21 protein-coding genes are annotated in these 23,455 nt (G+C 71.9%); 10 read left to right on the top strand and 11 right to left on the bottom strand.

Going from position 1 to position 23,455, the window contains the following annotated elements:
* Positions 1 to 5 precede the first annotated feature (5 nt).
* The gene (locus tag N790_RS03190) at positions 6 to 365 is read left to right on the top strand and encodes a carboxymuconolactone decarboxylase family protein (protein WP_043800634.1); all 360 of its coding nucleotides are present in this window, start codon (positions 6 to 8) and stop codon (positions 363 to 365) included.
* A 5-nt stretch (positions 366 to 370) separates the two neighbouring features.
* Here the strand turns inward: N790_RS03190 and N790_RS03185 are convergent, their stop codons facing one another.
* The 5 genes from N790_RS03185 to N790_RS03165 all read right to left on the bottom strand — a co-directional run bounded on the left by N790_RS03185 (position 371) and on the right by N790_RS03165 (position 6,178).
* Positions 371 to 1,096 carry an ABC transporter ATP-binding protein gene (locus N790_RS03185; protein ID WP_245593733.1) on the bottom strand — a complete coding sequence of 242 codons (726 nt, stop codon included), beginning with the start codon at positions 1,094 to 1,096 and terminating at the stop codon, positions 371 to 373.
* Positions 1,089 to 2,291 carry an ABC transporter permease gene (locus N790_RS03180; protein WP_043800632.1) on the bottom strand — a complete coding sequence of 401 codons (1,203 nt, stop codon included), beginning with the start codon at positions 2,289 to 2,291 and terminating at the stop codon, positions 1,089 to 1,091. The genes N790_RS03185 and N790_RS03180 overlap by 8 nt, the downstream gene beginning before the upstream one ends.
* On the bottom strand, positions 2,288 to 3,436 hold the full coding sequence (locus N790_RS03175) for an efflux RND transporter periplasmic adaptor subunit (RefSeq protein WP_043800630.1): 1,149 nt from the start codon (positions 3,434 to 3,436) through the stop codon (positions 2,288 to 2,290). Before N790_RS03175 ends, N790_RS03180 begins: the two co-directional genes overlap by 4 nt.
* On the bottom strand, positions 3,433 to 4,038 hold the full coding sequence (locus tag N790_RS03170) for a TetR/AcrR family transcriptional regulator (protein WP_043800668.1): 606 nt from the start codon (positions 4,036 to 4,038) through the stop codon (positions 3,433 to 3,435). The genes N790_RS03175 and N790_RS03170 overlap by 4 nt, the downstream gene beginning before the upstream one ends.
* 97 nt (positions 4,039 to 4,135) lie before the next feature.
* Positions 4,136 to 6,178: a TonB-dependent receptor domain-containing protein gene (locus tag N790_RS03165; RefSeq protein WP_052385653.1), complete on the bottom strand. Its 2,043-nt coding sequence runs from the start codon at positions 6,176 to 6,178 to the stop codon at positions 4,136 to 4,138.
* 136 nt (positions 6,179 to 6,314) lie between these two features.
* Here N790_RS03165 and N790_RS03160 point away from each other — a divergent pair, with 136 nt between their 5' ends.
* On the top strand, positions 6,315 to 7,526 hold the full coding sequence (locus N790_RS03160) for an ATP-binding protein (protein WP_043800628.1): 1,212 nt from the start codon (positions 6,315 to 6,317) through the stop codon (positions 7,524 to 7,526).
* On the top strand, positions 7,523 to 8,086 hold the full coding sequence (locus N790_RS03155; RefSeq protein WP_043800626.1) for a response regulator transcription factor: 564 nt from the start codon (positions 7,523 to 7,525) through the stop codon (positions 8,084 to 8,086). The genes N790_RS03160 and N790_RS03155 overlap by 4 nt, the downstream gene beginning before the upstream one ends.
* Here the strand turns inward: N790_RS03155 and N790_RS03150 are convergent.
* The 3 genes from N790_RS03150 to N790_RS03140 are packed head-to-tail and all read right to left on the bottom strand — an operon-like array spanning position 8,081 to position 10,494.
* Complete coding sequence (locus N790_RS03150) at positions 8,081 to 8,947, bottom strand: MBL fold metallo-hydrolase (protein ID WP_043800624.1); 867 nt, start codon at positions 8,945 to 8,947, stop codon at positions 8,081 to 8,083. The genes N790_RS03155 and N790_RS03150 overlap by 6 nt on opposite strands.
* 57 nt (positions 8,948 to 9,004) lie before the next feature.
* Positions 9,005 to 9,826, bottom strand: a complete 822-nt coding sequence (locus tag N790_RS03145; RefSeq protein ID WP_043800622.1) for a S1/P1 nuclease — start codon at positions 9,824 to 9,826, stop codon at positions 9,005 to 9,007.
* Positions 9,827 to 9,873: 47 nt separating this feature from the next.
* Positions 9,874 to 10,494 carry an OmpW/AlkL family protein gene (locus tag N790_RS03140; RefSeq protein ID WP_043800620.1) on the bottom strand — a complete coding sequence of 207 codons (621 nt, stop codon included), beginning with the start codon at positions 10,492 to 10,494 and terminating at the stop codon, positions 9,874 to 9,876.
* A gap of 173 nt (positions 10,495 to 10,667) precedes the next feature.
* Between N790_RS03140 and gap the strand changes: the two genes are divergently transcribed.
* Positions 10,668 to 11,681 (top strand): type I glyceraldehyde-3-phosphate dehydrogenase, encoded by a 1,014-nt coding sequence (gene gap / locus N790_RS03135; protein WP_043800617.1) that lies wholly within the window; start codon positions 10,668 to 10,670, stop codon positions 11,679 to 11,681.
* 92 nt (positions 11,682 to 11,773) lie between these two features.
* Here gap and N790_RS03130 read toward each other — a convergent pair whose 3' ends face one another.
* Positions 11,774 to 12,748 (bottom strand): L-threonylcarbamoyladenylate synthase, encoded by a 975-nt coding sequence (locus N790_RS03130; protein ID WP_043800615.1) that lies wholly within the window; start codon positions 12,746 to 12,748, stop codon positions 11,774 to 11,776.
* On the bottom strand, positions 12,745 to 13,293 hold the full coding sequence (locus tag N790_RS03125; RefSeq protein ID WP_043800614.1) for a GNAT family N-acetyltransferase: 549 nt from the start codon (positions 13,291 to 13,293) through the stop codon (positions 12,745 to 12,747). Before N790_RS03125 ends, N790_RS03130 begins: the two co-directional genes overlap by 4 nt.
* 89 nt (positions 13,294 to 13,382) lie before the next feature.
* On the opposite strand from N790_RS03125, the gene N790_RS03120 reads away from it, so the two are divergent.
* From N790_RS03120 to N790_RS03105, 4 genes are all read left to right on the top strand, one after another.
* Positions 13,383 to 14,558 (top strand): phosphoglycerate kinase, encoded by a 1,176-nt coding sequence (locus N790_RS03120; protein WP_043800611.1) that lies wholly within the window; start codon positions 13,383 to 13,385, stop codon positions 14,556 to 14,558.
* A 1-nt stretch (position 14,559) separates the two neighbouring features.
* Positions 14,560 to 15,195, top strand: coding sequence for an HAD hydrolase-like protein (locus N790_RS03115; RefSeq protein ID WP_043800609.1), 636 nt, complete (start codon positions 14,560 to 14,562; stop codon positions 15,193 to 15,195).
* 54 nt (positions 15,196 to 15,249) lie between these two features.
* On the top strand, positions 15,250 to 16,716 hold the full coding sequence (gene pyk / locus N790_RS03110) for a pyruvate kinase (protein ID WP_043800606.1): 1,467 nt from the start codon (positions 15,250 to 15,252) through the stop codon (positions 16,714 to 16,716).
* A 514-nt stretch (positions 16,717 to 17,230) separates the two neighbouring features.
* Positions 17,231 to 18,238, top strand: coding sequence for a class I fructose-bisphosphate aldolase (locus N790_RS03105; protein WP_043800604.1), 1,008 nt, complete (start codon positions 17,231 to 17,233; stop codon positions 18,236 to 18,238).
* 70 nt (positions 18,239 to 18,308) lie between these two features.
* Here the strand turns inward: N790_RS03105 and N790_RS03100 are convergent, their stop codons facing one another.
* A complete protein-coding gene (locus tag N790_RS03100; protein WP_043800601.1) occupies positions 18,309 to 18,926 on the bottom strand; it encodes a DUF6498-containing protein in 618 nt (205 codons plus the stop codon).
* Positions 18,927 to 19,099: 173 nt separating this feature from the next.
* Between N790_RS03100 and N790_RS03095 the strand changes: the two genes are divergently transcribed.
* Together N790_RS03095 and N790_RS03090 are read left to right on the top strand one after the other, a co-directional pair.
* Entirely contained in the window at positions 19,100 to 20,170 is a 1,071-nt protein-coding gene (locus N790_RS03095) for an efflux RND transporter periplasmic adaptor subunit (RefSeq protein ID WP_043800599.1), read from the top strand.
* A gap of 15 nt (positions 20,171 to 20,185) precedes the next feature.
* Positions 20,186 to 23,308 carry an efflux RND transporter permease subunit gene (locus tag N790_RS03090; RefSeq protein WP_043800597.1) on the top strand — a complete coding sequence of 1,041 codons (3,123 nt, stop codon included), beginning with the start codon at positions 20,186 to 20,188 and terminating at the stop codon, positions 23,306 to 23,308.
* Positions 23,309 to 23,455 lie beyond the last annotated feature (147 nt).

Here is a 23,455-nt window from a genome sequence, read left to right as displayed (position 1 = left end):
TTCCCGTGAGCCAGTCCTACCCCGAACTGATCGACGACCTCAACGCCGCCATCGCCCGGCTGCGCGCCGGCGCGCCCGGCACCATGAAGGCCTTCAGCGGCCTGGCGCGCGAGGCGCTCGCGCCGGGCCAGCTCGACGTCAAGACCAAGGAACTGATCGCGATCGCCATCGCCATCGCCACCCGCTGCGACGGCTGCATCGGCTTCCACGCCAAGGCCGCCATCCGCGCCGGCGCCAGCCGCGAGGAAGTGCTGGAGACCATTTCGATGGCGATCTACATGGGCGCCGGCCCGTCGATGATCTACGCCTCCGAGGCGCTGCGTGCCTTCGACGAACTGGCGCCGCCGGCCGACGCCGGCGCCTGAACCGCTCAGGCCGGCGCGGGCAGCCGCCCTTCGCCGGGCTCTTCGTGGGTCACGCCGTCGCGGATGTGGTAGATGCGGCGGAAGGTCGGGATGATCTTTTCGTCGTGGGTGACCACGATGATGGCCGTGCGGAACTGCGCCGCCATGTCGTTGAGGATGCGCACCACCGCCAGCGCCCGTTCGCTGTCGAGCGGCGCGGTCGGTTCGTCGGCCAGGATCACCGGCGGGCGGTTGACCAGCCCGCGCGCGATCGCCACGCGCTGCTGCTCGCCCCCTGAAAGCTGCGAAGGCATGGCCTTGGCGCGGTGCGCCACCTGCAGCGCGTCCAGCAGTTCCAGCGCCCGCCGCCGCGCCTCGGCATTGGGCACGCCGGCCAGCATCGGCAGCAGCGCCACGTTGTCGGTCACGTCGAGGAAGGGGATCAGGTAGGGCGCCTGGAACACGAAGCCGATCAGGTCGCGGCGCAGCGCGCGGAGGTCTCGGATCTTCCAGTGGTCGTCGTAGATCAGGCGGTCGCCGATGGTCATGCGGCCGGCGGTGGGTTCGATCACCGCGCCCAGGCACTTGAGCAGGGTGGTCTTGCCCGAGCCCGACGGTCCCACCAGTCCGACCACCTCGCCGGGCGCCACGCGCATGTCCACGCCCTTGAGCGCGTCCACCGCGGTGTCGCCGTGGCCGTAGCGCTTGCGCAGGCCCTCGATCACGATGCCGCCGGGCAGGGGCTCAGCCACCGATGGCCTCCGCGGGGTCCACGCGCAGGGCGGCGCGGATCGCCACCAGGCTCGACAGCGTGCAGATCGCGACCACCGCCAGCAGGCCGGTCACGGCGTCCTGCGGCAGCAGCAGCACGTACTTCGGGAAATGCGGGCCCCAGAACGTGGCCACGATCTTGCCCACCGCGAAGCCGATCAGGCCCAGCGCGATCGCCTGCTGCAGGATCATGCCGGCGATGGTGCGGTCGCGCGTGCCGATCAGCTTGAGCACGGCGATCTCGCGCACCTTGCCCATCGTCAGCGTGTAGATGATGAAGGCCACCACCGCCGCGCTCACCACCGCCAGGATCACCAGGAACATGCCGATCTGTCGCGCGGCGGTGGCGATGAGCTTGCCGACCAGGATGGCGTCCATCTGCGCGCGGTCGTGCACGCCCAGGTGGGTCCAGCGGCGGATGCGCGCGGCCAGTTCGGCCGGCGCGGTGCCGGGCGCGACGCGCACCAGCACCGCGTTGGCCTGGTGGTTGCCCGACTGCAGCGCGTCCACGGCTTCGCGCAGGCCGGGTACGCCGGGGCGGTCGAAGGCGGGGTTGAGCGCGGTGCGGCGGCGCTGGGCCAGCAGCGCGTCGTTGTCCTTCTGGAACTGCGCCTGCTGGGCGTCGCGGAAGGGGATGAACAGCATCGGGTCGCCGTTCGAGGACACCATGCGCCGGGTCAGGCCGACCACGCGGTAGTCGTTGCGGCGGATGCGCACCACGTCGCCCAGCGCCAGGCCGGAGGCTTCGTCGGCGACGACTTCGTAGTGGCCGCGCGTCAGGTGCCGCCCGGCCACGAGACGCGGCGGCCAGCCCGGCGTACCGGGGCCGCCATCGGCGATGCCTGTGACCATGGCCCGGAAATCGCGCCCCGCATGGCCGACCTGCATCGTCAGGTAGGTGATGTTGGCGGCCTCGGCGACGCCGGGCAGGGCGCGCAGGCTGCGCCAGGCATCGTCGGGAACGCTCGAGGGTTCGGCGTAGGGGCCCAGGGTGTCCTTCTGCACGACCCACAGGTCGGCGCCGCTGTTGTCGAGCAGCACCCGCGCATCGTCCACCATGCCGCGGTAGACGCCGGCCATGGTCAGCGTCACGCCGATGAGCAGGCCGAGGCCGACGCCGGTGAACACGAACTTCCCCCAGGCATGCAGGATGTCGCGGCCGGCGAGGCTGATCACGGCTGGCGGCCCTTGAGCGTTTCCACCACGTCCACGGCGCTGCCCGCGCGCAGCGGTGCGGCGGCGTGGCGAACCACGGTGTCGCCGGGCGACAGGCCTTCGAGCACCTGCACGTGGCCATCGAGGTCGGCGCGGCCGAGCTTGACCGGTGTCCAGGCCAGCTCGCCGTCGACGATCCGCCAGGCGCCGGTTTCGCCCGCGACATGGAACACGCTGGCGTTGTCGATCACCGGCGTGGCGGGGAGCGTGGCGAGGCGCACGGTGACCTCGGCCAGTTCGCCGATCGGCGGCGGCGAGGCCAGCGCAGGTTCGAAGGCGAACTTGGCCAGCAGTTCTTCGGTGACGGCGTCGGCCACCGGCTCGACGCGGGCGACGCGGGCCGGCAGGCGTTCCCCCGGCGCGGAGCGCAGCGTGATTTCCGCCGGCAGCCCGCGCCCGAGGCCCAGGGCCGTGGCCTGGTCGAAGCGCGCATGCACCCAGGCGCCGTCGGCGGCCATCACTTCCAGCGCGGCCTGGCCGGCGACCAGGGTGGTGCCCGAGTCGGCAAGGCGGCTGATCACCAGGCCGTCTATCGGCGACACCAGTGCGAGGTTGTCGCGCTGGCTGCGCAGGGCGTCGAGTTCGGCCTGCAGGCGCGCGGCCTCGGCGGTGGTGGCGGCCAGGGCGGCATCGGCCGCGGTGGCCTCCTCGCGGCGGGCCTGGGCGGCGTCTTCGGCCACCAACTGGCGCTCGCGCAGGGCTTCGAAGCGCCGTGCCTGCGAACGCGCGGTGCGCGCGCGCGATTCGGCCTGGCGGCGCTCGGCGGCCAGGCGATCCAGGGCACTCGCGGCGGCGCGCAGGCGGTCGTCCAGGTCCACCGGGTCCAGGCGCGCGACCACGTGGCCGCGAGTGACGGCGTCGCCGACGTCCACGTCCACGCTGGCGAGGCGCCCGGCCAGCGTCGGCCCGATGCGGTGGCGCTGCCTGGCTTCGACCGTGCCGATGCCGAACAGCGCCGGCGTCAGTTCCGTCGTGCGCACTTCGGCCACCGTCACTTCGACCGGGGCCAGCGGCCCGGCGCGCAGGGCCACGTAGGCCAGCAGCAGGGCCAGCGGCACCAGGGCCGCGGCGACCAGCAGCGAGCGGGGAAGCGGGGAACGTTTCATGCTTGGCTCCCGATGCCGCGACGGTAAAGTGCGAACGCGGCCGGCGCGCCCTCGCGGATGCGGCCCGGTTCGCCGGACAGCAGCGACTGGATCACCAGGCCCTGCAGCGTACCGATGAAGCCGGACAGGGCGACGCCGGTGTCCACGTCGGCGGCGATGCTGCCTTCGCGCTTGCCCTGTTCGACCAGCCGCGCCAGCCGCTCGCGGTAGCGTCCGAGCAGGGTGCGAACCAGGCGCTTGGCGGCGGTGTCCTCGCTGCGCTGCAGTTCGCCGAACAGCATGCGCGGCACGCCGGGGTGTTCGCTGACGAAGGCCGCGTGCGCAAGGAACGCGGCCTCCATGGCGGCCAGCGGCGTGGTGGCGCCGGCCATGGCGGTGTCGACGCGCGACAGCAGCCGGTCGGACACCCAGGCCATGACGGCTTCGAGGATGGCGTCCTTGTTCGGGAAGTGCCGGAACAGCGCGCCCTGGGTCAGGCCCAGCCGGCTGGCGATGGCCGCGGTGGTGATGTCGCCGGGGTTTTGCTCGGCGGCCAGGGCGACCACGGCCTCGACGGTTTCGGCGCGGCGGGCTTCGGCGGGCAGGTACTTGGCGCTGGGCATGGCCATGGCGGGGCTGAAAAAAAGTAAGTGATTACTATCTTTACGCCTCCCCGGGCCGACGCGCAAGCGGGGCCCGGGGTCCCGGGCGAGGGGCGGTTCAGCCGGCCGGGGTCCACTCCCAGGCCAGGAACACGCCGCGGCCGGGCTCGTTCACCTGCACCGGGTCCGGGTTGAAGGGGTCGAGGTTGGCGCGGTTGAGGTGTTCGGCATAGGTGCGATCGAACACGTTCTTCAGGTCCAGGCGCAGGCGGTGCGCGCCGAACGGGCGGCTCCAGCCCAGGTCGAGCACGCCGAAGCCGGGCGTGCTGCGGGCGTCGAGGCCGCTGCCGGTGAGCACGCTGGCGTCCACGCGGTCCTGGCGCGAGGCACCGCGCAGGCGCGCCGTCCATTCGCCGGCGCGGGTGTCCCAGGCCAGCGCCAGCGCGCCGTTGAGCGGCGGCATCTGCGCCAGCGGTCGGTCGTCGCTGCGGTTCTGGCCGCGCACCCAGGCCGCCTCGGCCTCCAGCGACAGCGTTTGCGTCCACTGCCAGCGCGCTTCGAGCTCGAGGCCGTGCAGTCTGGCGTCCACGTTGCGGTAGACGGACGCGCCGTCGGCGAGCAGCACGCCGTCCTGGCCGCGGGCGCGGTCGCGCAGGATGTAGTCGCCGACGCGGTCGACGAAGGCCACGGCGCTGGCCGTGGCGCGCTCGCCTTCCCAGGCCAGGCCCAGGTCGAGCTGCGTGTGCTTTTCCAGCGCGAGGGACGGATTGCCGATCCAGCGGCCCGAGGGCATCGCCGCCGGGGACGCCAGGTAACGCTCGGTGGCGTCGGCGGCGCGCACGGTGCGGCTGAGGCCGGCGAAGGCGGTGAGGCCTTCGGCCAGCGGCTGCTCGAAGCGCAGCAGGCCGGACACGCCGGTGTCGTCCCAGCGTTCGTCGGTGCCGCCGTAATACATCGCGTAGAAGGCGGACGGCGCCATCGCCATGGGCGAGGGGCGCACGTCGGCGCGGCGGGCTTCGGCGCGGAAGCGGTCCACGCGCAGGCCGGCGGTGAGCGTGCCGTCGCCGAGCGCACGGCTGCCTTCGCCGTACAGGCCTGCCTGGTCCAGCCGCGCATCGGGCCAGAGGAAGGCGTTGACCATCGACAGCATGGCGGGGTTGGGACCGGCGTAACGCGTGGCCTGGCGGCGGTTCGCGCTGATGTCCAGGCCGGTGGTCAGCGACCACGCGCCGACGATGGTTTCGAAGCGCAGGTCGCCGCCTTGGGTGTCGGATTCGGCCGGCACGCGCATGGCCATCGCCGGCTGCGGGCGCAGGCTGAAGTTGTCCATCACGTGGTCGACCTCGTTGCGCCAGGCGCGCAGCGAGAAGTCGCCGCCGGCCAGTTCGCGGCGCCAGGCCAGGCGGGCGCCGGTCATGCGGTCGAGCGGCGCGTCCATGCCGGCGCCGGCGAAACGCGCGTCCAGGGTTTCGGCGCGTTCGACGCCGACTTCCAGCACGCCCGCGTCGCCGAAGTCGTGGCCGGCCATGGCGTGCAGCGAACGGCGGCGGAAGCCGCTGCGCACGGCTTCGCCGTCGCCGTCCACGTAATCGCCGTACTCGGCGGCATTGGCGTCCAGGCGCAGCGCGGCGCGTTCACCGCGCCACAGCAGCTGCGAATCGGCGCGCCAGTCCAGGCCGTTGTCGCCGGCGCCGGCACCCGCGCGGCCGGTAACACCCGCGGTCGCCGACCACGGCAGTTCGCGTTCGACCAGGATCGTGCCGCCGGTGCCGCCCGTGCCATGGGCCAGGCTCTGCACGCCCTTGACCACGATGACCCGGTCCACCGCCGCGGCCACGGTGAAGGCGCTGGGCGGGTCCATGCGGTTCGGGCAGGCGCCCACCACCAGGCCGCCGTCGGTGCGGACATTGAGCTGGCCCTGCGACTGGCCGCGGATCACCGGCTCCAGGCCGTGGCCGCCCATGCGGCCGGCGGACACGCCGTTCACGTCGCGCAGCAGCTCGGCCAGGTCGCCGGCCGCGGGCGAACGCAGGTCGTCGCCCGCCACCGCTTCCTCGCCGGGCACGTCGATGCGCTGGCCGATCACTTCGACCTGGGGCAGTTGCGGCGGAAGGTCCGCGCCCTGGGCGGCGAGGGCGGCGGCGATGGCGAACGACAGCATGGGCGGCTCCGGCAAGTGGGGAAGGCGACGCCCCGCCCGCGGCTGCGCGACAATGCACGCGAAGCAGGGGAAGGAGGCGGGCGTGGCGTCGGGCGCGAAGCTTAGGGAAGCGGGGCCGCTGGCCGGGAGCGACAAGATGTCGCACCCGGGCGCGCTGGCGACGCTGGTGCGCCTGCGCTGGCTGTCGGTCGCCGGCCAGGCGCTGGCGATCGCGGGCGTGCCGCTGGCGCTGCCGCTGCACCTGCCCTGGCCGCCGATGGCGGCGGGCGTGGCCGCGCTGCTCGCGTTCAACCTCTGGGCACGGCGTCGTGCGGGCGCCGCGTCGCCCGCCGCGGTGCTGGGGCACCTGGCCGTGGACATCGCCGTGCTGGCCTGGCAGCTGTACTGGAGCGGCGGGCCGGCGAACCCGTTCGTGTCGCTGTTCATCGTGCCGATCGCACTGGCCACGTCGCTGCTGCCGGCGCGCGGCGTGCTGGCCACCGCGGCGTTGGCGGTGCTGGCCTACAGCCTGCTTTGGCTGGGCCACCAGCCGCTGCCGCACGTGCACGGCGAATTCGACCTGCACCTGTTCGGCATGTGGCTCAACTTCCTGCTCACGGCGGCGGTGCTGGCCTTTTTCGGCACGCGCATCGCGGCGGAGCTGGCGCGGCAGCGCGCGGCGCTGGCGGCCGAACGCGAACGCGGCGCGCGCGACGAAGGGCTGATGGCCGTGGCCACGCTGGCCGCCGGCGCCGCGCACGCGCTCAACACGCCGCTGGCGACGCTGTCGGTGGTGCTGTCGGACCTGCGCGACGGCGTCGCCGGGCTCGACCGGGAATCGCTGCAGGACGACCTGGCCCTGATGGCCGCGCAGGTGGACGCCTGCCGCAGCGCCGTGGGCCAGCTGGTGTCGGACGCGCGCGCCGATGCCGGCAGCGTGCCGCCGTCGCGGCTTGACGCGCGCCTGGGGCAGGCGCTCGCGCGCTGGCAGCTGCTGCGCCCCGGCTTCGAGGCCCGGCTCGACGTGGCCGATGACGCGGCCGCGCTGCCCGTCACCGCCGACCGCGGTTTCGACTACCTGGTGCTGAACCTGCTCGACAACGCCGCCGACGCCTCGCGCTCGGCCGGGAGCGACCGCGTGGCGCTGCGGGTGCGGCGCCGCGGCGATGTCCTGGCGCTGGCATTCCTGGACGAAGGCCCGGGCCTGGCCGAAAGCCCGCCCGGCTTCCGCTCGGACAAACCCGGCGGCCTGGGCCTCGGCTTCGCGCTGGCGACGCGCGTGTGCGAACAGCATGGCGGCGCGTTGGCGCCGGTGCCGGGCGGCGTCGAAGCCACGCTTTCGGTGGCGCGGCTGGGGCAGGGCGCGTGAGCCCGCGCGTGGACATCCTGGTGGTGGACGACGACGCCAGCTTCGGCAAGGTGCTGGCGCGCTCGCTGCAGCGGCGCGGTTTCGCGGCGCGCGCGGTCGGCGGCGCGGAGGAAGCACTGGCCGCCTGCGCCGAAGCGACGCCCACCCATGCCGTGCTGGACCTGATGCTGGGCGGCGGCGACGACGGCCTGCGCCTGATGCGCCGCCTGCGCGAACGCGCGCCGGGCCTGCGCGTGCTGCTGCTCACCGGCTACGCCAGCATCGCCACCGCCGTCGAAGCCATCAAGCAGGGCGCCGACGACTACCTGGCCAAGCCGGCCGATGCCGCCGCCGTGCTGCGCGCGCTGGGCCTGGCCGACGCCGAAGCGCAGGCCCCGGCGCCCGGGGCGCCGCGGCCGATTCCCTGGAACCGCATCGAGTGGGAACACATCCAGCGCGTGCTGGCCGAACACGGCGGCAACGTGGCGGCCACCGCCCGTGCCCTGGGCATGCACCGCCGCACCCTGCAGCGAAAGCTCGCCAAGCGGCCCTCGCCGGGCGGCGGCGAGCCGCCCTTATAGCGCGTCGATCGGCAGCTTGAGGTAACGCACGCCGTTCGATTCGGGCTCCGGCAGTTCGCCGGCGCGCATGTTCACCTGCACGGCCGGCAGGATCAGCACGGGCATGGACAGGGTGGCGTCGCGCTCGGTGCGCATCTTCACGAACGCGGCCTCGTCCACGCCGACGCGCACGTGGATGTTCTTGTGCTTCTGCTCGCCGATGGTCGTTTCGCAGCGCGGCTCGCGGCCGCCCGGGCCGTAGTCGTGGCAGACGAAGACGCGGGTCTCGTCGGGCAGCAGGTACAGGCGCTGGATGGAGTGGTAGAGCGTGGCCGCGTCGCCGCCCGGGAAGTCGCAGCGCGCGGTGCCGCCGTCGGGCATGAACAGCGAATCACCCACGAACAGCGCGTCGCCGACCAGGTAGGCGACGCTGTCGTTGGTGTGGCCCGGCACCGGGATCACGCGCGCGGAAATGTCGCCGACCGCGAAGATCTCGTCGTCGGCGAACAGGTGGTCGAACTGCGAGCCGTCCACCGGGAAGTGGTCGCCGAGGTTGAAGATGGGCCGGAAGGTCTTCTGCACCTTGCGGATGCCCTGGCCGATCGACAGCCGCGCCTGCGGGAAATGCTGCTTGAGCCAGTGGCCGGAGCTGAGGTGGTCGGCGTGGGCGTGGGTCTCGAGGATCCAGTCCACCTGCAGGCCGGCGGCGCGCACGTCGGCCAGCAGCTTTTCCACGGTGGGCGTGCTGGTGCGGCCGGCCTTGGGGTCGAAATCGAGCACCGGGTCGATGATGGCCGCGCGCCGGGTCTCCGGGTCGCTGACCACGTAGCTCCAGGTGCCGGATTCATCGTGGTAGTAGGGCTGGACGAGGGGATGGCGCATGGCCTGGCTCCGATGGGTACCCCGGGGAGTATATCTTCCGGCGCCGTGCAGGCGGCGTCAGCCGCCCGGTGCCAGCGCCTGGTTCAGCAGCGCCGCCAGCCGCGCGCCGGCAAGCTGCACCCGCGCTTCGGCCAGCGGGCGGTGCTGGTCGAGGTAGGCGTCGGTGATGCGGTGGCCGCGCGGGTAGAGCGCCTGGGAATGGATCAGCCGGCAGGACTCCAGGGTCCAGGCCAGCGGGCGGTTTTCGGCGCCGGTGGCGGTGTCGGCCGGCGGCGGCAGGGCCATCAGGCGGTCGGCGTAGGCGGCATTGTCCAGGCCGGCGCTCTGCAGCAGCCAGTAGTCCCAGGTGCCGTGCAGGTTGGTGCCCTGGCCGTCGGGCGCGCCCTTGCCGCGGTAGTTGAGCTGGTAGTCGTTGCCGCCGCGGTCGTGCGGGTAGCCGGCGTGCATGGGTTGGTGCGCGTCGCCCACGAAGTGCACCACGAACTTCAGCGCTTCCAGGCGCTTCTGGCGCGGCTGGCCGCGGTCGGCCAGCACGGCGGCCTGCGCGTTGATGGCGCCGATGATGCATTCGCCGTCCGGGCAGTCGCGCGCCGGGGCGTAGTCGCAGTGCTTGCCGGGGATGTTGACGTAGTGCCAGCGCTTGCTGAGCTTGCCGAGCTCGTTTTCCTCGGCGCGGATTTCGTCGGCCCAGGTGGAGACGCCGGCCAGGTTCGGATCGGCTTCGCCTTCCATCAGGTCGCGGGCTTCGGCGAGCGCTTCGGGCGTGAGCTGGCGCTCGGCCAGTTCGCCCACCAGCTGGTGGCCCTGGCGGCTCCAGGCGTGGGCGACGGGGGTGGCCAGCGCGAGCGCCAGCGCGGAAACAAGGAGGCTGCGGTTCATGGCCGCGGACTTTACGCCAGCGGCCATGAACTTCGCCATCACGGGGTTCAGAACGACCAGACGAAGGCCGCGCCGTACACCATCGGGTCGATGTTGACGGTGCCGACGTCGGCGCCGTTCACCTTCACGCCGGTGTCGATGTCCATGTAGCGGGCGTCGACGCGGATCCACTTGTTGTCGGCGATCGCGAAGTCGAGGCCGGCGTGGGCGGCCAGGCCCCACGAGCTCGACAGGTCGAGGTCGGTGCCGTCGATCGGGCCGGTGGAGTCGGTCGAGAAGAAGCGGGTGTAGTTCACGCCCGCGCCCACGAACGGCGTCACCTTGGAGTCGTTGCGGAAGTGGTACTGCAGGGTCACGGTCGGCGGCAGGTGCTTGGTGGAGCCGGCCTTGGCGCCGTTGAGCTCGATGTCGTGCTTGAACGGCAGCGCGGCCAGGATCTCCAGGCCCAGGTTCGGGCTGAAGAAGTACTCGGCGGTGATGGTCGGCTTCCAGTCGTTGCCCACGTCGGCGTCCAGGGCGCCGCCGGCGAGGCTGCCGTTGCCGGACTTCGGGGCCACCACGTGGGCGCCGACCGAGAAGGTCCAGTCACCGGCCTCCTGGGCCAGGGCGGGGGTGGCGAAGGCGAGGGCCGCGGCGGCGGCGAGCGGGGCAAGCAGGGCGGTACGCATGTTGGAACTCCGTTGGAGGGTCGGGAAACTGGGCACAGTCTCCCCCCGGTCCGCGGGCCCGGCCTTGAGAATGGTCAAATCGGCCACCGGCTGGGACCGGGGCCCCGGGGTTGCTAAAATGCGGGGTTTCCACCCACCCCCTATCCGGCCAGGGCCGGTCTCCAGGAGCAGTCATGTCCATCAAGGTCGCCATCAACGGCTACGGCCGCATCGGTCGCAACATCCTCCGCGCCCTGTACGAGTCCAACCGTACCCACGAGATCCAGGTGGTGGCCATCAACGACCTGGGCGACGCCGAGACCAACGCCCACCTCACCCAGTACGACACCGCCCACGGCAAGTTCCCGGGCACCGTGTCGGTGGACGGCGGCGACCTGATCGTCAACGGCGACCGCATCAAGGTCTGCGCCGAGCGCGACCCGGCCAAGCTGCCCTGGGGCGCGCTGGGCGTGGACGTGGTGCTCGAGTGCACCGGCCTGTTCACCTCCAAGGCCAAGGCCTCGGCCCACCTCGCCGCCGGCGCGAAGAAGGTCATCATCTCGGCCCCGGGCGAGAAGGACGTGGACAACACCGTCGTCTTCGGCGTGAACCACGGCGTGCTGCGCGGCAGCGACACCGTCATCTCGAACGCGTCCTGCACCACCAACTGCCTGGCGCCGCTGGCCAAGGTGCTGCACGAGAAGATCGGCATCGTGCACGGCCTGATGACCACCATCCACGCCTACACCAACGACCAGGTGCTCACCGACGTCTTCCACAAGGACCTGCGCCGCGCCCGTTCGGCCACCATGTCGCAGATCCCGACCAAGACCGGTGCCGCCGCCGCCGTGGGCCTGGTGCTGCCGGAGCTCAACGGCAAGCTCACCGGCTTCTCGATGCGCGTGCCGACCATCAACGTGTCCGTCGTCGACCTGTCCTTCGTCGCCGCCCGCGAAACCACCAAGGCCGAGATCGACGCCGTGGTGAAGGCCGCTTCCGAGGGCGCGCTCAAGGGCATCCTGGGCTTCAACGACAAGCCGCTGGTGTCGATCGACTTCAACCACGACCCGCACAGCTCGGTCTACGACTCCACCCTGACCCAGGTCATGGGCGGCACGCTGGTGAAGGTCTGCTCGTGGTACGACAACGAGTGGGGCTTCTCGAACCGCATGCTCGACACCACCCTGGCGCTGGTGGCCGCCAAGTAATCCGCTGATGCGGAACTGCGGCCCCGCCGCTCCCCCGTAGGAGCGGCTTCAGCCGCGACCAGAAGCCCCGGCCCCGCCGGGGCTTCTGCTTTTCAGGTTGCCTCGGCGTCCAGCCCAGCGCCCGCCGCCGACCGCCGCAGCCGGTCGTGGATGGCCACCCAGTCGCCGGACTCCGGCGGCCGCTCCGCCACCAGCAGGTTGGCGCCGCGCCGGTCCAGCGTGCGCAGCGCGGCGTACAGGTCGTGCGCATAACCCGCCGGCGAGGCCGGCAGCGCCAGGCCGTCCACGCCCTCCGGCAGTTGCCCCAGCACCAGCGCCTGCACGCGCTTGCCCAGCGCCTGTTGCTCCGCCACTTCGGCCACGAGTGCGGCGCGCGGCAGCAGCAGCAGCGGCGTGCGCGGCGCGTAGTGCGCGTCGAGCGTGCCCGAGGCGCGCGGACTGTCGCCGGCCACGCCCATTTCCACCGGGCCGACCAGCGCCTCGATGCGCTCGCGCGGCAGCATGCCGGGGCGCAGGATGCGCGGCGTGGCGCCGGAAAGGTCGAGGATGGTGCTCTCGATGCCCACCGCGCAGTCGCCGCCGTCGAGCACCACCGGCACCGCCTCGCCGAACTCGGCGCGCACGTGCGCGGCGCGGGTGGGGCTGACGTGGCCGAAACGGTTGGCCGAGGGCGCGGCCAGGCCGCCGCCGAAGGCGCGCAGCAGTTCCAGCGCCAGCGGGTGGTCGGGGCAGCGCAGGCCCACGGTGGGCTGGCCGCCGGTTACTTCGTCGGGCACCCGGGGCTGCTTGCGCAGGATGAGCGTGAGCGGGCCGGGCCAGCAGGCGGCGGCCAGGGTGCGCGCCGCGGGCGGGATGTCGCGCGCCCAGTCGTCCAGCGCCTCCGCGCCGGCCACGTGCACGATCAGCGGGTGGTCGGCCGGCCGGCCCTTGAGCGCGAAGATGCGGCGCACCGCGGCGGCGTTGGAGGCATCGGCGGCCAGGCCGTACACGGTTTCGGTGGGCAGGCCGATGGCCTCGCCGCGGCGCAGCGCGGCCAGGGCCTCGTCGAGTTCCGTGCGCGCGTTCATGCGACGTAATCCTCGCGCAGCAGGCCGTACAGGAAGGAATCGCAGACCTCGCCGTCCACCCGCCAGCGGTTGCGCAGCAGGCCCTCGCGGCGGAAGCCGAGTTTTTCCAGCAGGCGCCAGGACGGCTCGTTGCGCGGGTCCACGTCGGCCTCGATGCGTTCCAGGCCCAGCGGCCCGAAGGCGTGTCCGAGCACGGTGCGCAGCGCCTCGGTGGCCAGGCCCTGGCCCTGGCGGGCCGGCAGCAGCGAATAGCCGATCTCGGCGCGCTTGTGCGGGCCGCTGAGCGAAAACAGGGTGGTGGTGCCGATCAGCCGGTCGCATTCGCGCTCGGCCAGGGCCCAGGCGTAGACCGCGGGGGTTTCCAGCGCCATGCGCGCGGCGAGGTAGTCGCTGGCCTGTTCGCGCCGGGTCCAGGCCGGGAAGCTCCAGTAACGCGTCACCACCGGGTCGCTGTAGAGGGCGTAGATGGCCCGGGCGTCGTCCTGGCGGTAGGGGCGCAGGCGCAGGCGCGGGCTTTCCAGCGTGGGCAGCGGGGGCGTGGACATGCCGGCATTCTCCCATGCGGCCGCGGCGTTTGCCGCCGCCGGCCCGGGCGGGGGAAAATGCCGGCTTTCCCGCTCCGGAGCTGCCCCCCATGTCCATCCTCCGCATGGCCGACCTCGACCTGGCCGGCAAGCGCGTGCTGATCCGCGAAGACCTCAACGTGCCGGTCAAGGACGGCCACATCACCTCCGAGCAGCGCATCACCGCCGCCCTGCCGACGATGAAGCTGGCGCTGGAGAAGGGCGCCGCCGTGATGGTCACCTCGCACCTGGGCCGCCCGAAGGAGGGCACCTGGACCGCCGAGGATTCGCTGGCGCCGGTGGCCGCGCGGCTGTCCGAGCTGCTGGGCCGCGAGGTGCCGCTGGTGAAGGACTGGGTGGACGGCGTGCAGGTGCAGCCGGGCCAGCTGGTGCTGCTTGAAAACTGCCGCATGAACGTCGGCGAGAAGTCCGACGACGAAACCCTGGCCCGCAAGTACGCCGCGCTCTGCGACGTGTTCGTCATGGACGCCTTCGGCACCGCGCACCGCGCCCAGGCCTCCACCCACGGCGCCATCCGCTTCGCCAAGGTGGCCTGCGGCGGGCCGCTGCTGATGGCCGAGCTCGACGCCCTGGCCAAGGCCCTGCACGCGCCGGCGCGGCCGCTGATGGCCATCGTCGCCGGCTCCAAGGTCAGCACCAAGCTCGAGCTGCTGTCGAACCTGGTGTCGAAGGTGGACCAGCTGATCGTCGGCGGCGGCATCGCCAATACCTTCATCGCGGCCATGGGCCACCCGGTGGGCAAGTCGCTTTGCGAAGCCGACCTGCTCGACACCGCGCGCCAGATCATGGCCGACGCCAAGGCCCGCGGCGCCGACATCCCGCTGCCCACCGACGTGGTGGTGGCCCCGGCCTTCGCCGCCGACGCCCCCGCCACGGTGAAGAAGGTCTCCGAGGTCGGCCCCGACGACATGATCCTCGACATCGGCCCGGACACGGCCGCCGCCTACGCGGCCATGATCGCCAAGGCGGGCAGCGTGATCTGGAACGGCCCGGTCGGCGTGTTCGAATTCGACGCCTTCGGCAAGGGCACCGAAACCCTGGCGCGCGCCATCGCCGCGTCCAGCGCGTTCTCCATCGCCGGCGGCGGCGACACGCTGGCGGCGGTGGACAAGTACGGCGTCGAAGCCGGCATCAGCTACATCAGCACCGGCGGCGGCGCCTTCCTCGAATTCTGCGAGGGCAAGGAACTGCCGGCGGTGGCGGCCCTGAAGGCGCGCGCGGCCTGACGTGGCGACCCTGTTCTTCGACCTCGACGGCACCCTGATCGATTCCGCCGTCGGCATCACCCGCTGCGTCGCCCACGCCTTCGAGCGCCTGGGCGAACCGGTGCCGGCCGAACACGAGCTGCGCCGCTGGATCGGCCCGCCGCTGCGCGACAGCTTCGGGCCGCTGCTGGGCGACGCCGGCCGAACCGAACGCGCGGTGGAGTACTACCGCGAGCGTTTCGACACGCACGGCTGGCTTGAGCACGAGGTCTACGAAGGCATCGGCGAAACCGTGGCCGGCCTGGCCGCGGCCGGACACCGCCTGGCGGTGGTCACGGCGAAGAACGAACCGCACGCGCGCCGCATCATCGGCCACCTGCCGTTCGGCCACCATTTCGAGGACGTGGTGGGCGCCACGCCCTGCGGCCGCCTGAGCCACAAGCCCGAACTCATCGGCGAAGCCCTGGCGCGCCTGGGCCTGCCGCCCGACGGCTGCTGGATGATCGGCGACCGCCACATGGACATCCACGGCGCCCGCCACCACGGCATGCCGTCGGTGGGCGTGCTCTGGGGCTTCGGCGGCGAGGCCGAACTGCGCGGGGCCGGCGCCACCCGGCTGGCCGCCGCGCCGCGGGAATTGGCCGCGCTTTTCGGCTGATTCGCCGCCACAGCGGTGTGCTAGCGTGTCGCCATCCGGACCACACGACACGCCATGAGCCAGACGCTTCGCCGCACCAAGATCCTCGCCACCCTCGGCCCCGCCACCGACGCCCCGGGCGTGCTCGAGGAGCTGGTGCGCGCCGGCGTCAACGTGGTGCGCCTGAACTTCAGCCACGGCAGCCCCGAGCACCACGCCGCGCGCGTGGCCGCGGTGCGCGAGGCGGCGGCGAAGCTGGGCCGCGAGGTCGGTATCCTGGCCGACCTGCAGGGCCCGAAGATCCGCATCGAGAAGTTCGAGGAGGGCAAGGTGCTGCTCTCCGCCGGCCAGGAATTCACCCTGGTCTGCCGCGCCGACGCGCCCGACGGCGACGCGCGCCAGGTGGGCGTGAGCTACCTGGGCCTGGTCAACGACGTGCACGCCGGCGACACCCTGCTGCTCGACGACGGCCTGATGGCGGTGGAAGTGCTGGCCATCGAGGGCGCGAACATCCGCACCCGCGTGCTCACCGACGGCACGCTGTCGAACCGCAAGGGGCTCAACCGCCTGGGCGGCGGCCTGTCGCTGGGCGCGCTGACCGAGCAGGACAAGCAGCACATCCGCATCGCCGCGGGCCTGGGCGTCGACTTCATCGCGGTCTCCTTCTGCCGCTCGGCGGCCGACATGGAAGAAGCCCGCGCACTGGCCCGCGCCGCGGGTTCCGACGCCTTCATGGTGGCCAAGATCGAGCGCGCGGAAGCCATCGAGAACCTGGTGGAAATCACCCTGGCGTCCGACGTGGTGATGGTGGCGCGCGGCGACCTGGGCGTGGAGATCGGCGACGCCGAGTTGCCCGGCCTGCAGAAGAAGATCATCCGCACCGCGCTCGAGCTCAACCGCACGGTCATCACCGCCACGCAGATGCTGCAGTCGATGGTGGACAACCCCATCCCGACCCGCGCCGAAGTGCTGGACGTGGCCAACTCGGTCATCGACGGCACCGATGCGGTGATGCTGTCGGCGGAAACGGCCTCCGGCAGCTACCCGGTGAAGGCCGTGGAGGCGATGGTGCGCATCTGCCTGGGCGCCGAGCGCCAGTTCGACCACGACACCGATTTCGAAAAGGCGCCGCGCAACCTCGAGCGCGCCGACCAGGCCATCGCCATGGCCAGCATGTTCCTGACCGAACACATCCAGGTGCGCGCCATCATCGCGCTCACCGAGTCGGGCGGCACGGCGCGCTACCTGTCGCGCTTCCGCTCCGCGGTGCCCATCTACGGCCTGTCCCGCCACGACGGCGCGCGCCGGCGCATGGCCCTGGTGCGCGACGTGTTCCCGGTGAACTACGACAGCGCCGGCCAGGCCACCCGCGAAGCCGCCCGCGGCGCCATCCGCCACCTGTTCGACCTGGGCCTGCTGGCCGAGGGCGACCGCGTCATCATCACCAGCGGCGACCACATGGAACTGCACGGCGCCACCAACACCCTGCGCCTGCTGCAGGTGGGCCCGGGCGGCAAGGCCGAAGGCCTGGGCGAACTCTGACCTTGGTGGTTGGCGCTTCTGCGCCGGGATCGTTCCCGGCGATGGGTCGCCGCGCGCGAGGGCGCGTGCCGGGGACGCCGTGGATACGTCCATGTAGGCTTTTCGAAAACATCCCTGTTTTCGAAACCCCGGCACGCGCCCTCGCGCACGACGACCCTCCGACTTGTATGGGCCGGTTGATGGCATTCGGCTGGGGAATCGCCAGCCCGGGAGTGGCGGGCAGCCCGGGGCGGGGAGGGCTGAAAATTTCTCGGCTCGCGAGTTCCTCAAAGTCGATCTTCCGGTCCTGACATCCCGCCGGGGGCCGTCGTAAGCAAGCGCCCATGCCGGGGTTTCGAAAACAGGGACGTTTTCGAAAAGCCCCCATGGATGGGTTCACGGCGTCCCAGGCATGGGCGCTTGCTTGCGGCGGCCCCTCGCCAGGACCGGTCCCGGCGCCAAGGCCGATCCCGGCGCGAAAAACCGGATGGGCTATAATGGAAAGCTACCCAGCCACAACCCCCGGGATCCCGCCATGAGCATCGACCAACTCGCCGAAACCGCCCAGGCCATGGTGGCCGCCGGCAAGGGCATCATCGCCATCGATGAGTCCAACGCGACCATCAAGAAGCGCTTCGACGGCGTCGGCATCGAGTGCACGGAAGAGAACCGCCGCGCCTACCGCGAGATGCTGCTCACCACCCCGAAGCTCGGCGACTACATCTCCGGCGCCATCCTGTACGACGAGACCCTGCGCCAGTCCACCAAGGCCGGCGTGCCCTTCACCAAGGTCATGATGGACAACGGCATCCTGCCGGGCATCAAGGTCGACAAGGGCGCCATGCCGCTGGCCGGCTTCCCCGGCGAGCTGGTCACCGAGGGCCTCGACGGCCTGCGCGACCGCCTGAAGGAATACGCCAAGCTCGGCGCGAAGTTCGCCAAGTGGCGCGCCGTCATCACCATCGGCGAAGACATGCCGTCGGGCACCTGCATCGAGGCCAACTGCCACGCCCTGGCCCGCTACGCCGCGCTGTGCCAGGAAGCCGGCATCGTGCCGATGGTGGAGCCGGAAGTGCTGATGGACGGCAGCCACGACATCGACACCTGCTACGAGATCACCGAAGTCACCCTGCGCTCGCTGTTCGGCTCGCTGTACGAGCACAACATCATGCTCGAGGGCACCATCCTCAAGGCCAGCATGGTCGTGTCCGGCAAGGACTGCGCCGAGCAGGCCGGCATCGAGGAAGTGGCCGAGATGACCCTGCGCTGCCTGAAGTCGTCGGTGCCGGCCACCCTGCCGGGCATCGTGTTCCTGTCGGGTGGCCAGAGCGACGAGGACGCCACCGCGCACCTCAACGCCATGAACCAGATGGGCCCGAACCCGTGGCCGCTGAGCTTCAGCTACGGCCGCGCCATGCAGTCGGCCGCGCTCAAGATCTGGTCCAAGGACCTGGTGGGCAACGTCGCCGCCGCGCAGCAGACCGTCTACGCCCGCGCCCGCGACAACGGCCTGGCCGCGCTGGGCAAGTGGAAGAAAGCGTAATCGCCGGGGCGCCCGCGCGCCAAAGCATCATCGGAACGCCGGCCTCGCGCCGGCGTTTCCGTTTCCGGGCCTAGGTTTTCGCCGGCGCCCGCAGCCAGCGGTGTTCCACCGCATGCAGGGCCGCGTCGGCGGCGGTCTTGAGGCCGGTGAAGAACACCAGCGCCCAGGCCGAATCACCGCTGGCCGCGCCCAGCAGGATGGCCAGGTGCATGGGCACCACCCGCACGTAGGGCAGGAACATCAGCGCGCCCAGGTTGCGCCGGCTGCGGGTGTCGGCCTCGAGGTTGAGTTCGTGCGAGCGCCGGTGGCCCAGCCAGAACGCCACCGTGGTGCCGGCCACCAGCGCCATGTCCAGCGGCGCCAGCCGGTCGCCCTCGGCCAGCAGGAACACCAGGTAGCCCAGGTGGAAGAAGCCGTAGTGCATCAGGAAGAAGTTGGCGGTGCTGCGCAGCGTTTCCGGCGTGGCCTCGGCCTGGCGGCCGTTGACCCGGAAGCCTTCGACGCTGAAGTCCTTCAGCGCCAGCATGCGGCGGCGGGCATACCAGCCGATCACCACGCTCTGCAGCCAGAACGGCCAGGCCAGCAGGGCCACGCTCCAGTCCTGCCACAGGGCCAGCACCAGGGTCAGCGCGTTCGCCCCCAGGATGCCGGCCAGGCCGGTGCCGTCGTCCCTGCTGATCGCCTTCATGCCCCCGTCCCCCCGTCGCGACATCCCCTGCACACACGCATGACGCCCGGCGCATACAATCATGAACCGGTTCGCGCCGGCCGTGCCCCGGCGAACTTTCGCCGATCCGCCCGGTCCCTGTCAGGCCACTCCGCGCGCGCGGCGCCGCCACCCCTTGAAGGAATGCCCCCGAGATGACGTCCGGCCGTCGAATCCTGCTCCCGCTCCTGCTCGCCCTGCTGCTGTCCGCCTGTGGCGACGAACCGGCCGCCGGGAGCGCCCCGCCGCCCGCCACCGTCACCACGGCGGTGGTGGCCAGCCGGCCCTGGAGCGACACGCTCGAGGCCCTGGGCACGGCCCGCGCCAACGAATCGGTGCTGGTCACGGCCAAGGTCACCGAGACCGTGGTGCGGGTGAATTTCGAGGACGGCGACCTGGTCGAGGCGGGCGCGGTGCTGGTGGACCTTTCCGGCCGCGCCGAACTGGCCGGGCTGGAAGAAGCCGCCGCGGCCTACCGCGAGGCCCAGGCCCAGTACCAGCGCCAGCAGCAGCTGGCCACCCGCAAGCTGATCCCGGCCGGGCAGCTCGACGCCCAGCGCGCCACCATGGAATCCACCCGCGCCCGCCTCGACGCCACCCGCGCCCGCCTGTCCGACCGCGTGATCACCGCGCCCTTCGCCGGCGTGCTGGGTTTCCGCCAGGTCAGCCCCGGCACCCTGGTGACGCCCGGCACCACCATCGCCAGCCTCGACGACGTGTCGGTGATCAAGCTCGATTTCAGCGTGCCCGAAGCCTTCCTGTCGGTGCTGGCCCCCGGCCAGGCCATCACCGCGCACAGCGCCGCCTACCCGGGCGAGGAATTCACCGGCGAAGTGGCCACGCTCGACTCGCGCGTCGACCCGGTCACCCGCGCGGTGACGGTGCGCGCCATGCTGCCCAACCCCGAGCGCAAGTTGCGCCCGGGCATGCTGCTCACCGTGCGCGTGTTCCAGCCCGAGCGCCAGGCGCTGGTGGTGCCCGAGATCTCGGTCATCCAGGTCGCGCGCCAGGCGCACGTGTTCCGGGTGAAGGACGACGGCACGGTGGAGCAGGTGGACGTGCGCCTGGGCCAGCGCCGCCGCGGCGAGGTGGAAGTGCTCGAGGGCCTGTCGGCCGGCGACCGCGTGGTCGTGGACGGCACCGTCAAGCTGCGCCCCGGCCAGAAGGTGGCCGAAGCGCCGCCCGCCGCCAAGGCGCCCGAGCCTGCCGCCGGCAACGCCGGCTGATCCCGGAGGCCGCCCATGGTCCTGTCCGACATCTCGATCAAGCGCCCGGTCCTGGCGACCGTCATGAGCCTGCTGCTGGTGGTGCTGGGCCTGATCGCCTTCACCCGGCTCACGCTGCGCGAATTGCCCAACATCGACCCGCCCATCGTCTCGGTGCAGGTGGCCTATCCCGGCGCCTCGGCGGCGGTGGTGGAAACGCGCATCACCCAGATCCTCGAGGACGCCGTGGCCGGCATCGAGGGCATCGAGACGGTGGAATCGCGCAGCCGCAACGGCGAGGCCAGCGTCACCATCGAGTTCTCGCTGGGGCGCGACATCGAGGCCGCGGCCAACGACGTGCGCGACGCCATCAGCCGCGTCGGCGACCGCATGCCGGACGAGGCCGACCCGCCGGAAATCGAGAAGGTCGAGGCCGACGCCGAGGTCATCCTCTGGCTCAACATGAACTCCGAGCGGCTCGACACGCTCGAGCTCAGCGACTACGCCGAACGCTACGTGGTGGACCGCCTGTCGAGCGTCGACGGCGTCGCCCAGGTGCGCGTCGGCGGCCAGCAGCGCTATTCGATGCGCGTCTGGCTCGACCGCGAGGCCCTGGCCGCGCGCGGGCTGACGGTGAACGACGTGGAGAACGCGCTCCGCCGCGAGAACGTCGAACTGCCGGCCGGCAGCATCGAATCGCAGGATCGCGACTTCACCCTGCGCGTGATGCGCGGCTACCAGGAGCCCGCCGACTTCGCCCAGCTCACCCTGGCCAAGGGCGAGGACGGCTACCTCGTGCGCCTGGGCGACGTGGCGCGGGTGGAGCGCGGCTCGTCCGAGCGCCGCGCCTATTTCCGCGGCAACGGCCAGCCGAACATCGGCCTGGGCATCATCAAGACCTCCACCGCCAACAGCCTGGACGTGGCGCGCTCGGTGAAGGCGGCGCTGCCGGCCATCCAGGCCACGCTGCCCGAGGGCACCAACATCTTCGTGGCCTTCGACAGCACCATCTTCATCGACGCGGCGGTGGACCGCGTGTACTGGACGCTGGCCGAAGCCGTGCTGCTGGTGCTGGTGGTGATCTACCTGTTCCTGGGCAGCGTGCGCGCCGCGCTCATCCCGGCGGTGACCGTGCCGGTGTGCCTGGTCACCGCCTTCATCGCGCTGTGGGCCTTCGGCTTCACCATCAACCTGCTCACCCTGCTGGCGCTGGTGCTGTGCATCGGCCTGGTGGTGGACGATGCCATCGTGGTGCTGGAAAACGTGCAGCGCCGCGCCGACCTGGGCGAACCCCCGCTGGTGGCGGCGCGCCGCGGCACCCAGCAGGTGGCGTTCGCGGTCATCGCCACCACGGCGGTGCTGGCGGCGGTGTTCCTGCCCATCGGCTTCATGGAAGGCAATACCGGCCGGTTGTTCCGGGAACTCTCGGTGGCGCTGGCCGGCGCGGTCATCATCTCGGCCTTCGTGGCGCTGACGCTGACGCCGATGATGTGCTCGCTGCTGGTGCGGCCGCACGAGGCGCCCAAGGGGTTCAACGCCTGGGTGCAGGGGCACCTGGATTCGCTGGGCCGCGCCTACCGCGGCGCGGTGGCGCGCACCGTCGGCCGGCCGCTGCTGTTCGGCCTGGTGCTGCTGGGTACGCTGGGCGCGTCCTTCTTCCTGCTCCAGCGCATTCCCGCCGAGCTGGCGCCGCCCGAGGACCGCGGCGCCTTCTTCGTGAGCGTGTCGGGCCCCGAGGGCGCGGGCTTCGACTACACCGTGCAGCAGATGCAGCAGGTGGAGCAGAAGCTGTTCAAGTACATCGGCGAAGGCCAGGCCATCGACCGCGCCAACACCCGCGTGCCCGGCGGCTTCGGCCCGGGCGGCGACATGCACACCGGCCAGGCCATCGTGCTGCTCAAGCCCTGGAACGAGCGCCAGGAGAGTACGGCCGAGCTGGTGGAGAAGGTGCGCGCCGACCTGGCCGCGCTGCCCGGCGTGGTGGCGCGCCCGCAGGTGCGCACCGGCCTGGTGCGCAGCGGCGGCCAGCCGCTGCAGGTGGTCCTGGGCGGCCCCGACTACCAGGAACTGGCGGAGTGGCGCGACCGCATGCTGGCGCGCATGGAGGAGAACCCCAGGTTGTTCGCCGCCGACTCCGACTACAAGGAAACCCGCCCGCAGCTGCGCGTGGAAATCGACCGCGACCGCGCCGCCGACCTGGGCGTGCCGGTGCAGGAAATCGGCCGCACACTCGAGACCATGATGGGTTCGCGCCGCGTCACCACCTACGTCGAGGACGGCGAGGAGTACGACGTCATCCTGCAGGCGCAGCAGGAGGACCGCGGTTCCCCGGCCGACCTCAACAACCTCTACGTGCGCTCCACCACGACCCGCGAGCTGGTGCCGCTGTCGAACCTGGTGACGCTCAGCGAGCTCGCCGAGCCCGGCCAGTACAACCGATTCAACCGCCTGCGCGCGATCACCATCTCGGCGGCGCTGGCGCCCGGCTACACGCTGGGCGAGGCGCTGGAGTGGGTGCGCAAGACCGCCGACGAGGAGCTGCCCGACCGCGCCCAGCTCGACTACAAGGGCGAGTCGCGCGAATACCAGCGCGCCGGCGGCGCGGTGCTGTTCACCTTCGCGATGGCGCTGCTGGTGGTCTACCTGGTGCTGGCGGCGCAGTTCGAAAGCTTCCTGCACCCGCTGGTGATCATGCTGACGGTGCCGCTGGCGGTGCTGGGCGCGCTGATCGGCCTGTGGCTGTTCGGCAGCTCGCTCAACCTGTTCAGCCAGATCGGCATCGTGATGCTGGTGGGGCTGGCGGCCAAGAACGGCATCCTGATCGTCGAGTTCGCCAACCAGCTGCGCGACGAGGGCATGGCCATCCGCGACGCCATCCTGGAATCGGCGTCGGTGCGCATGCGGCCGATCCTGATGACCTCCATCGCCACCATCATGGGCGCCGTGCCGCTGGTCGTGGCCGGCGGCCCGGGTTCGGCCAGCCGCGCCACCATCGGCATCGTCATCATCTCGGGCGTGGCTTTCTCGACCCTGCTGTCGCTGTTCGTGGTGCCGGCCTTCTATGCCCTGCTGGCGCCCTACACGCGTTCGCCGGACGCGGTGGCGCGCAAGCTCGAGCAGCTCGAACGCGACACCCCGGTCGTCGGCGGCCACGCCTGAGCCGGCGCGGGCGGCCCGGGACCCCGGGCCGTCCGCTAGACTGGCGGCATGAACGACAACCGTCCTCCGCGCGGCGCCGGCCCCTACCGCGGCCCGCCGTCCCAGCCCCGCGACAAGCGCGAACGCGAGCGCGACCGCCAGGCCGCC

The sequence above is a fragment of the Arenimonas malthae CC-JY-1 genome (assembly GCF_000747075.1).
Classification (GTDB): domain Bacteria; phylum Pseudomonadota; class Gammaproteobacteria; order Xanthomonadales; family Xanthomonadaceae; genus Arenimonas; species Arenimonas malthae.
The sequence above is the reverse complement of the archived record's forward strand: the minus strand, read 5'-3'. Positions and strand labels throughout refer to the sequence as shown.

Excerpts from the sequence above, each read along its gene's own strand:
- N790_RS03100 (WP_043800601.1), bottom strand. The coding sequence starts at position 18,926 with ATGAAGGCGATCAGCAGGGACGACGGCACCGGCCTGGCCGGCATCCTG.
- N790_RS03165 (WP_052385653.1), bottom strand. The coding sequence starts at position 6,178 with ATGCTGTCGTTCGCCATCGCCGCCGCCCTCGCCGCCCAGGGCGCGGAC.
- N790_RS03160 (WP_043800628.1), top strand. The coding sequence starts at position 6,315 with ATGTCGCACCCGGGCGCGCTGGCGACGCTGGTGCGCCTGCGCTGGCTG.
- N790_RS03090 (WP_043800597.1), top strand. The coding sequence starts at position 20,186 with ATGGTCCTGTCCGACATCTCGATCAAGCGCCCGGTCCTGGCGACCGTC.
- N790_RS03095 (WP_043800599.1), top strand. The coding sequence starts at position 19,100 with ATGACGTCCGGCCGTCGAATCCTGCTCCCGCTCCTGCTCGCCCTGCTG.
- N790_RS03125 (WP_043800614.1), bottom strand. The coding sequence starts at position 13,293 with ATGTCCACGCCCCCGCTGCCCACGCTGGAAAGCCCGCGCCTGCGCCTG.
- N790_RS03140 (WP_043800620.1), bottom strand. The coding sequence starts at position 10,494 with ATGCGTACCGCCCTGCTTGCCCCGCTCGCCGCCGCCGCGGCCCTCGCC.
- N790_RS03145 (WP_043800622.1), bottom strand. The coding sequence starts at position 9,826 with ATGAACCGCAGCCTCCTTGTTTCCGCGCTGGCGCTCGCGCTGGCCACC.
- pyk (WP_043800606.1), top strand. The coding sequence starts at position 15,250 with ATGAGCCAGACGCTTCGCCGCACCAAGATCCTCGCCACCCTCGGCCCC.
- N790_RS03105 (WP_043800604.1), top strand. The coding sequence starts at position 17,231 with ATGAGCATCGACCAACTCGCCGAAACCGCCCAGGCCATGGTGGCCGCC.
- gap (WP_043800617.1), top strand. The coding sequence starts at position 10,668 with ATGTCCATCAAGGTCGCCATCAACGGCTACGGCCGCATCGGTCGCAAC.
- N790_RS03120 (WP_043800611.1), top strand. The coding sequence starts at position 13,383 with ATGTCCATCCTCCGCATGGCCGACCTCGACCTGGCCGGCAAGCGCGTG.
- N790_RS03175 (WP_043800630.1), bottom strand. The coding sequence starts at position 3,436 with ATGAAACGTTCCCCGCTTCCCCGCTCGCTGCTGGTCGCCGCGGCCCTG.
- N790_RS03130 (WP_043800615.1), bottom strand. The coding sequence starts at position 12,748 with ATGAACGCGCGCACGGAACTCGACGAGGCCCTGGCCGCGCTGCGCCGC.
- N790_RS03170 (WP_043800668.1), bottom strand. The coding sequence starts at position 4,038 with ATGCCCAGCGCCAAGTACCTGCCCGCCGAAGCCCGCCGCGCCGAAACC.
- N790_RS03150 (WP_043800624.1), bottom strand. The coding sequence starts at position 8,947 with ATGCGCCATCCCCTCGTCCAGCCCTACTACCACGATGAATCCGGCACC.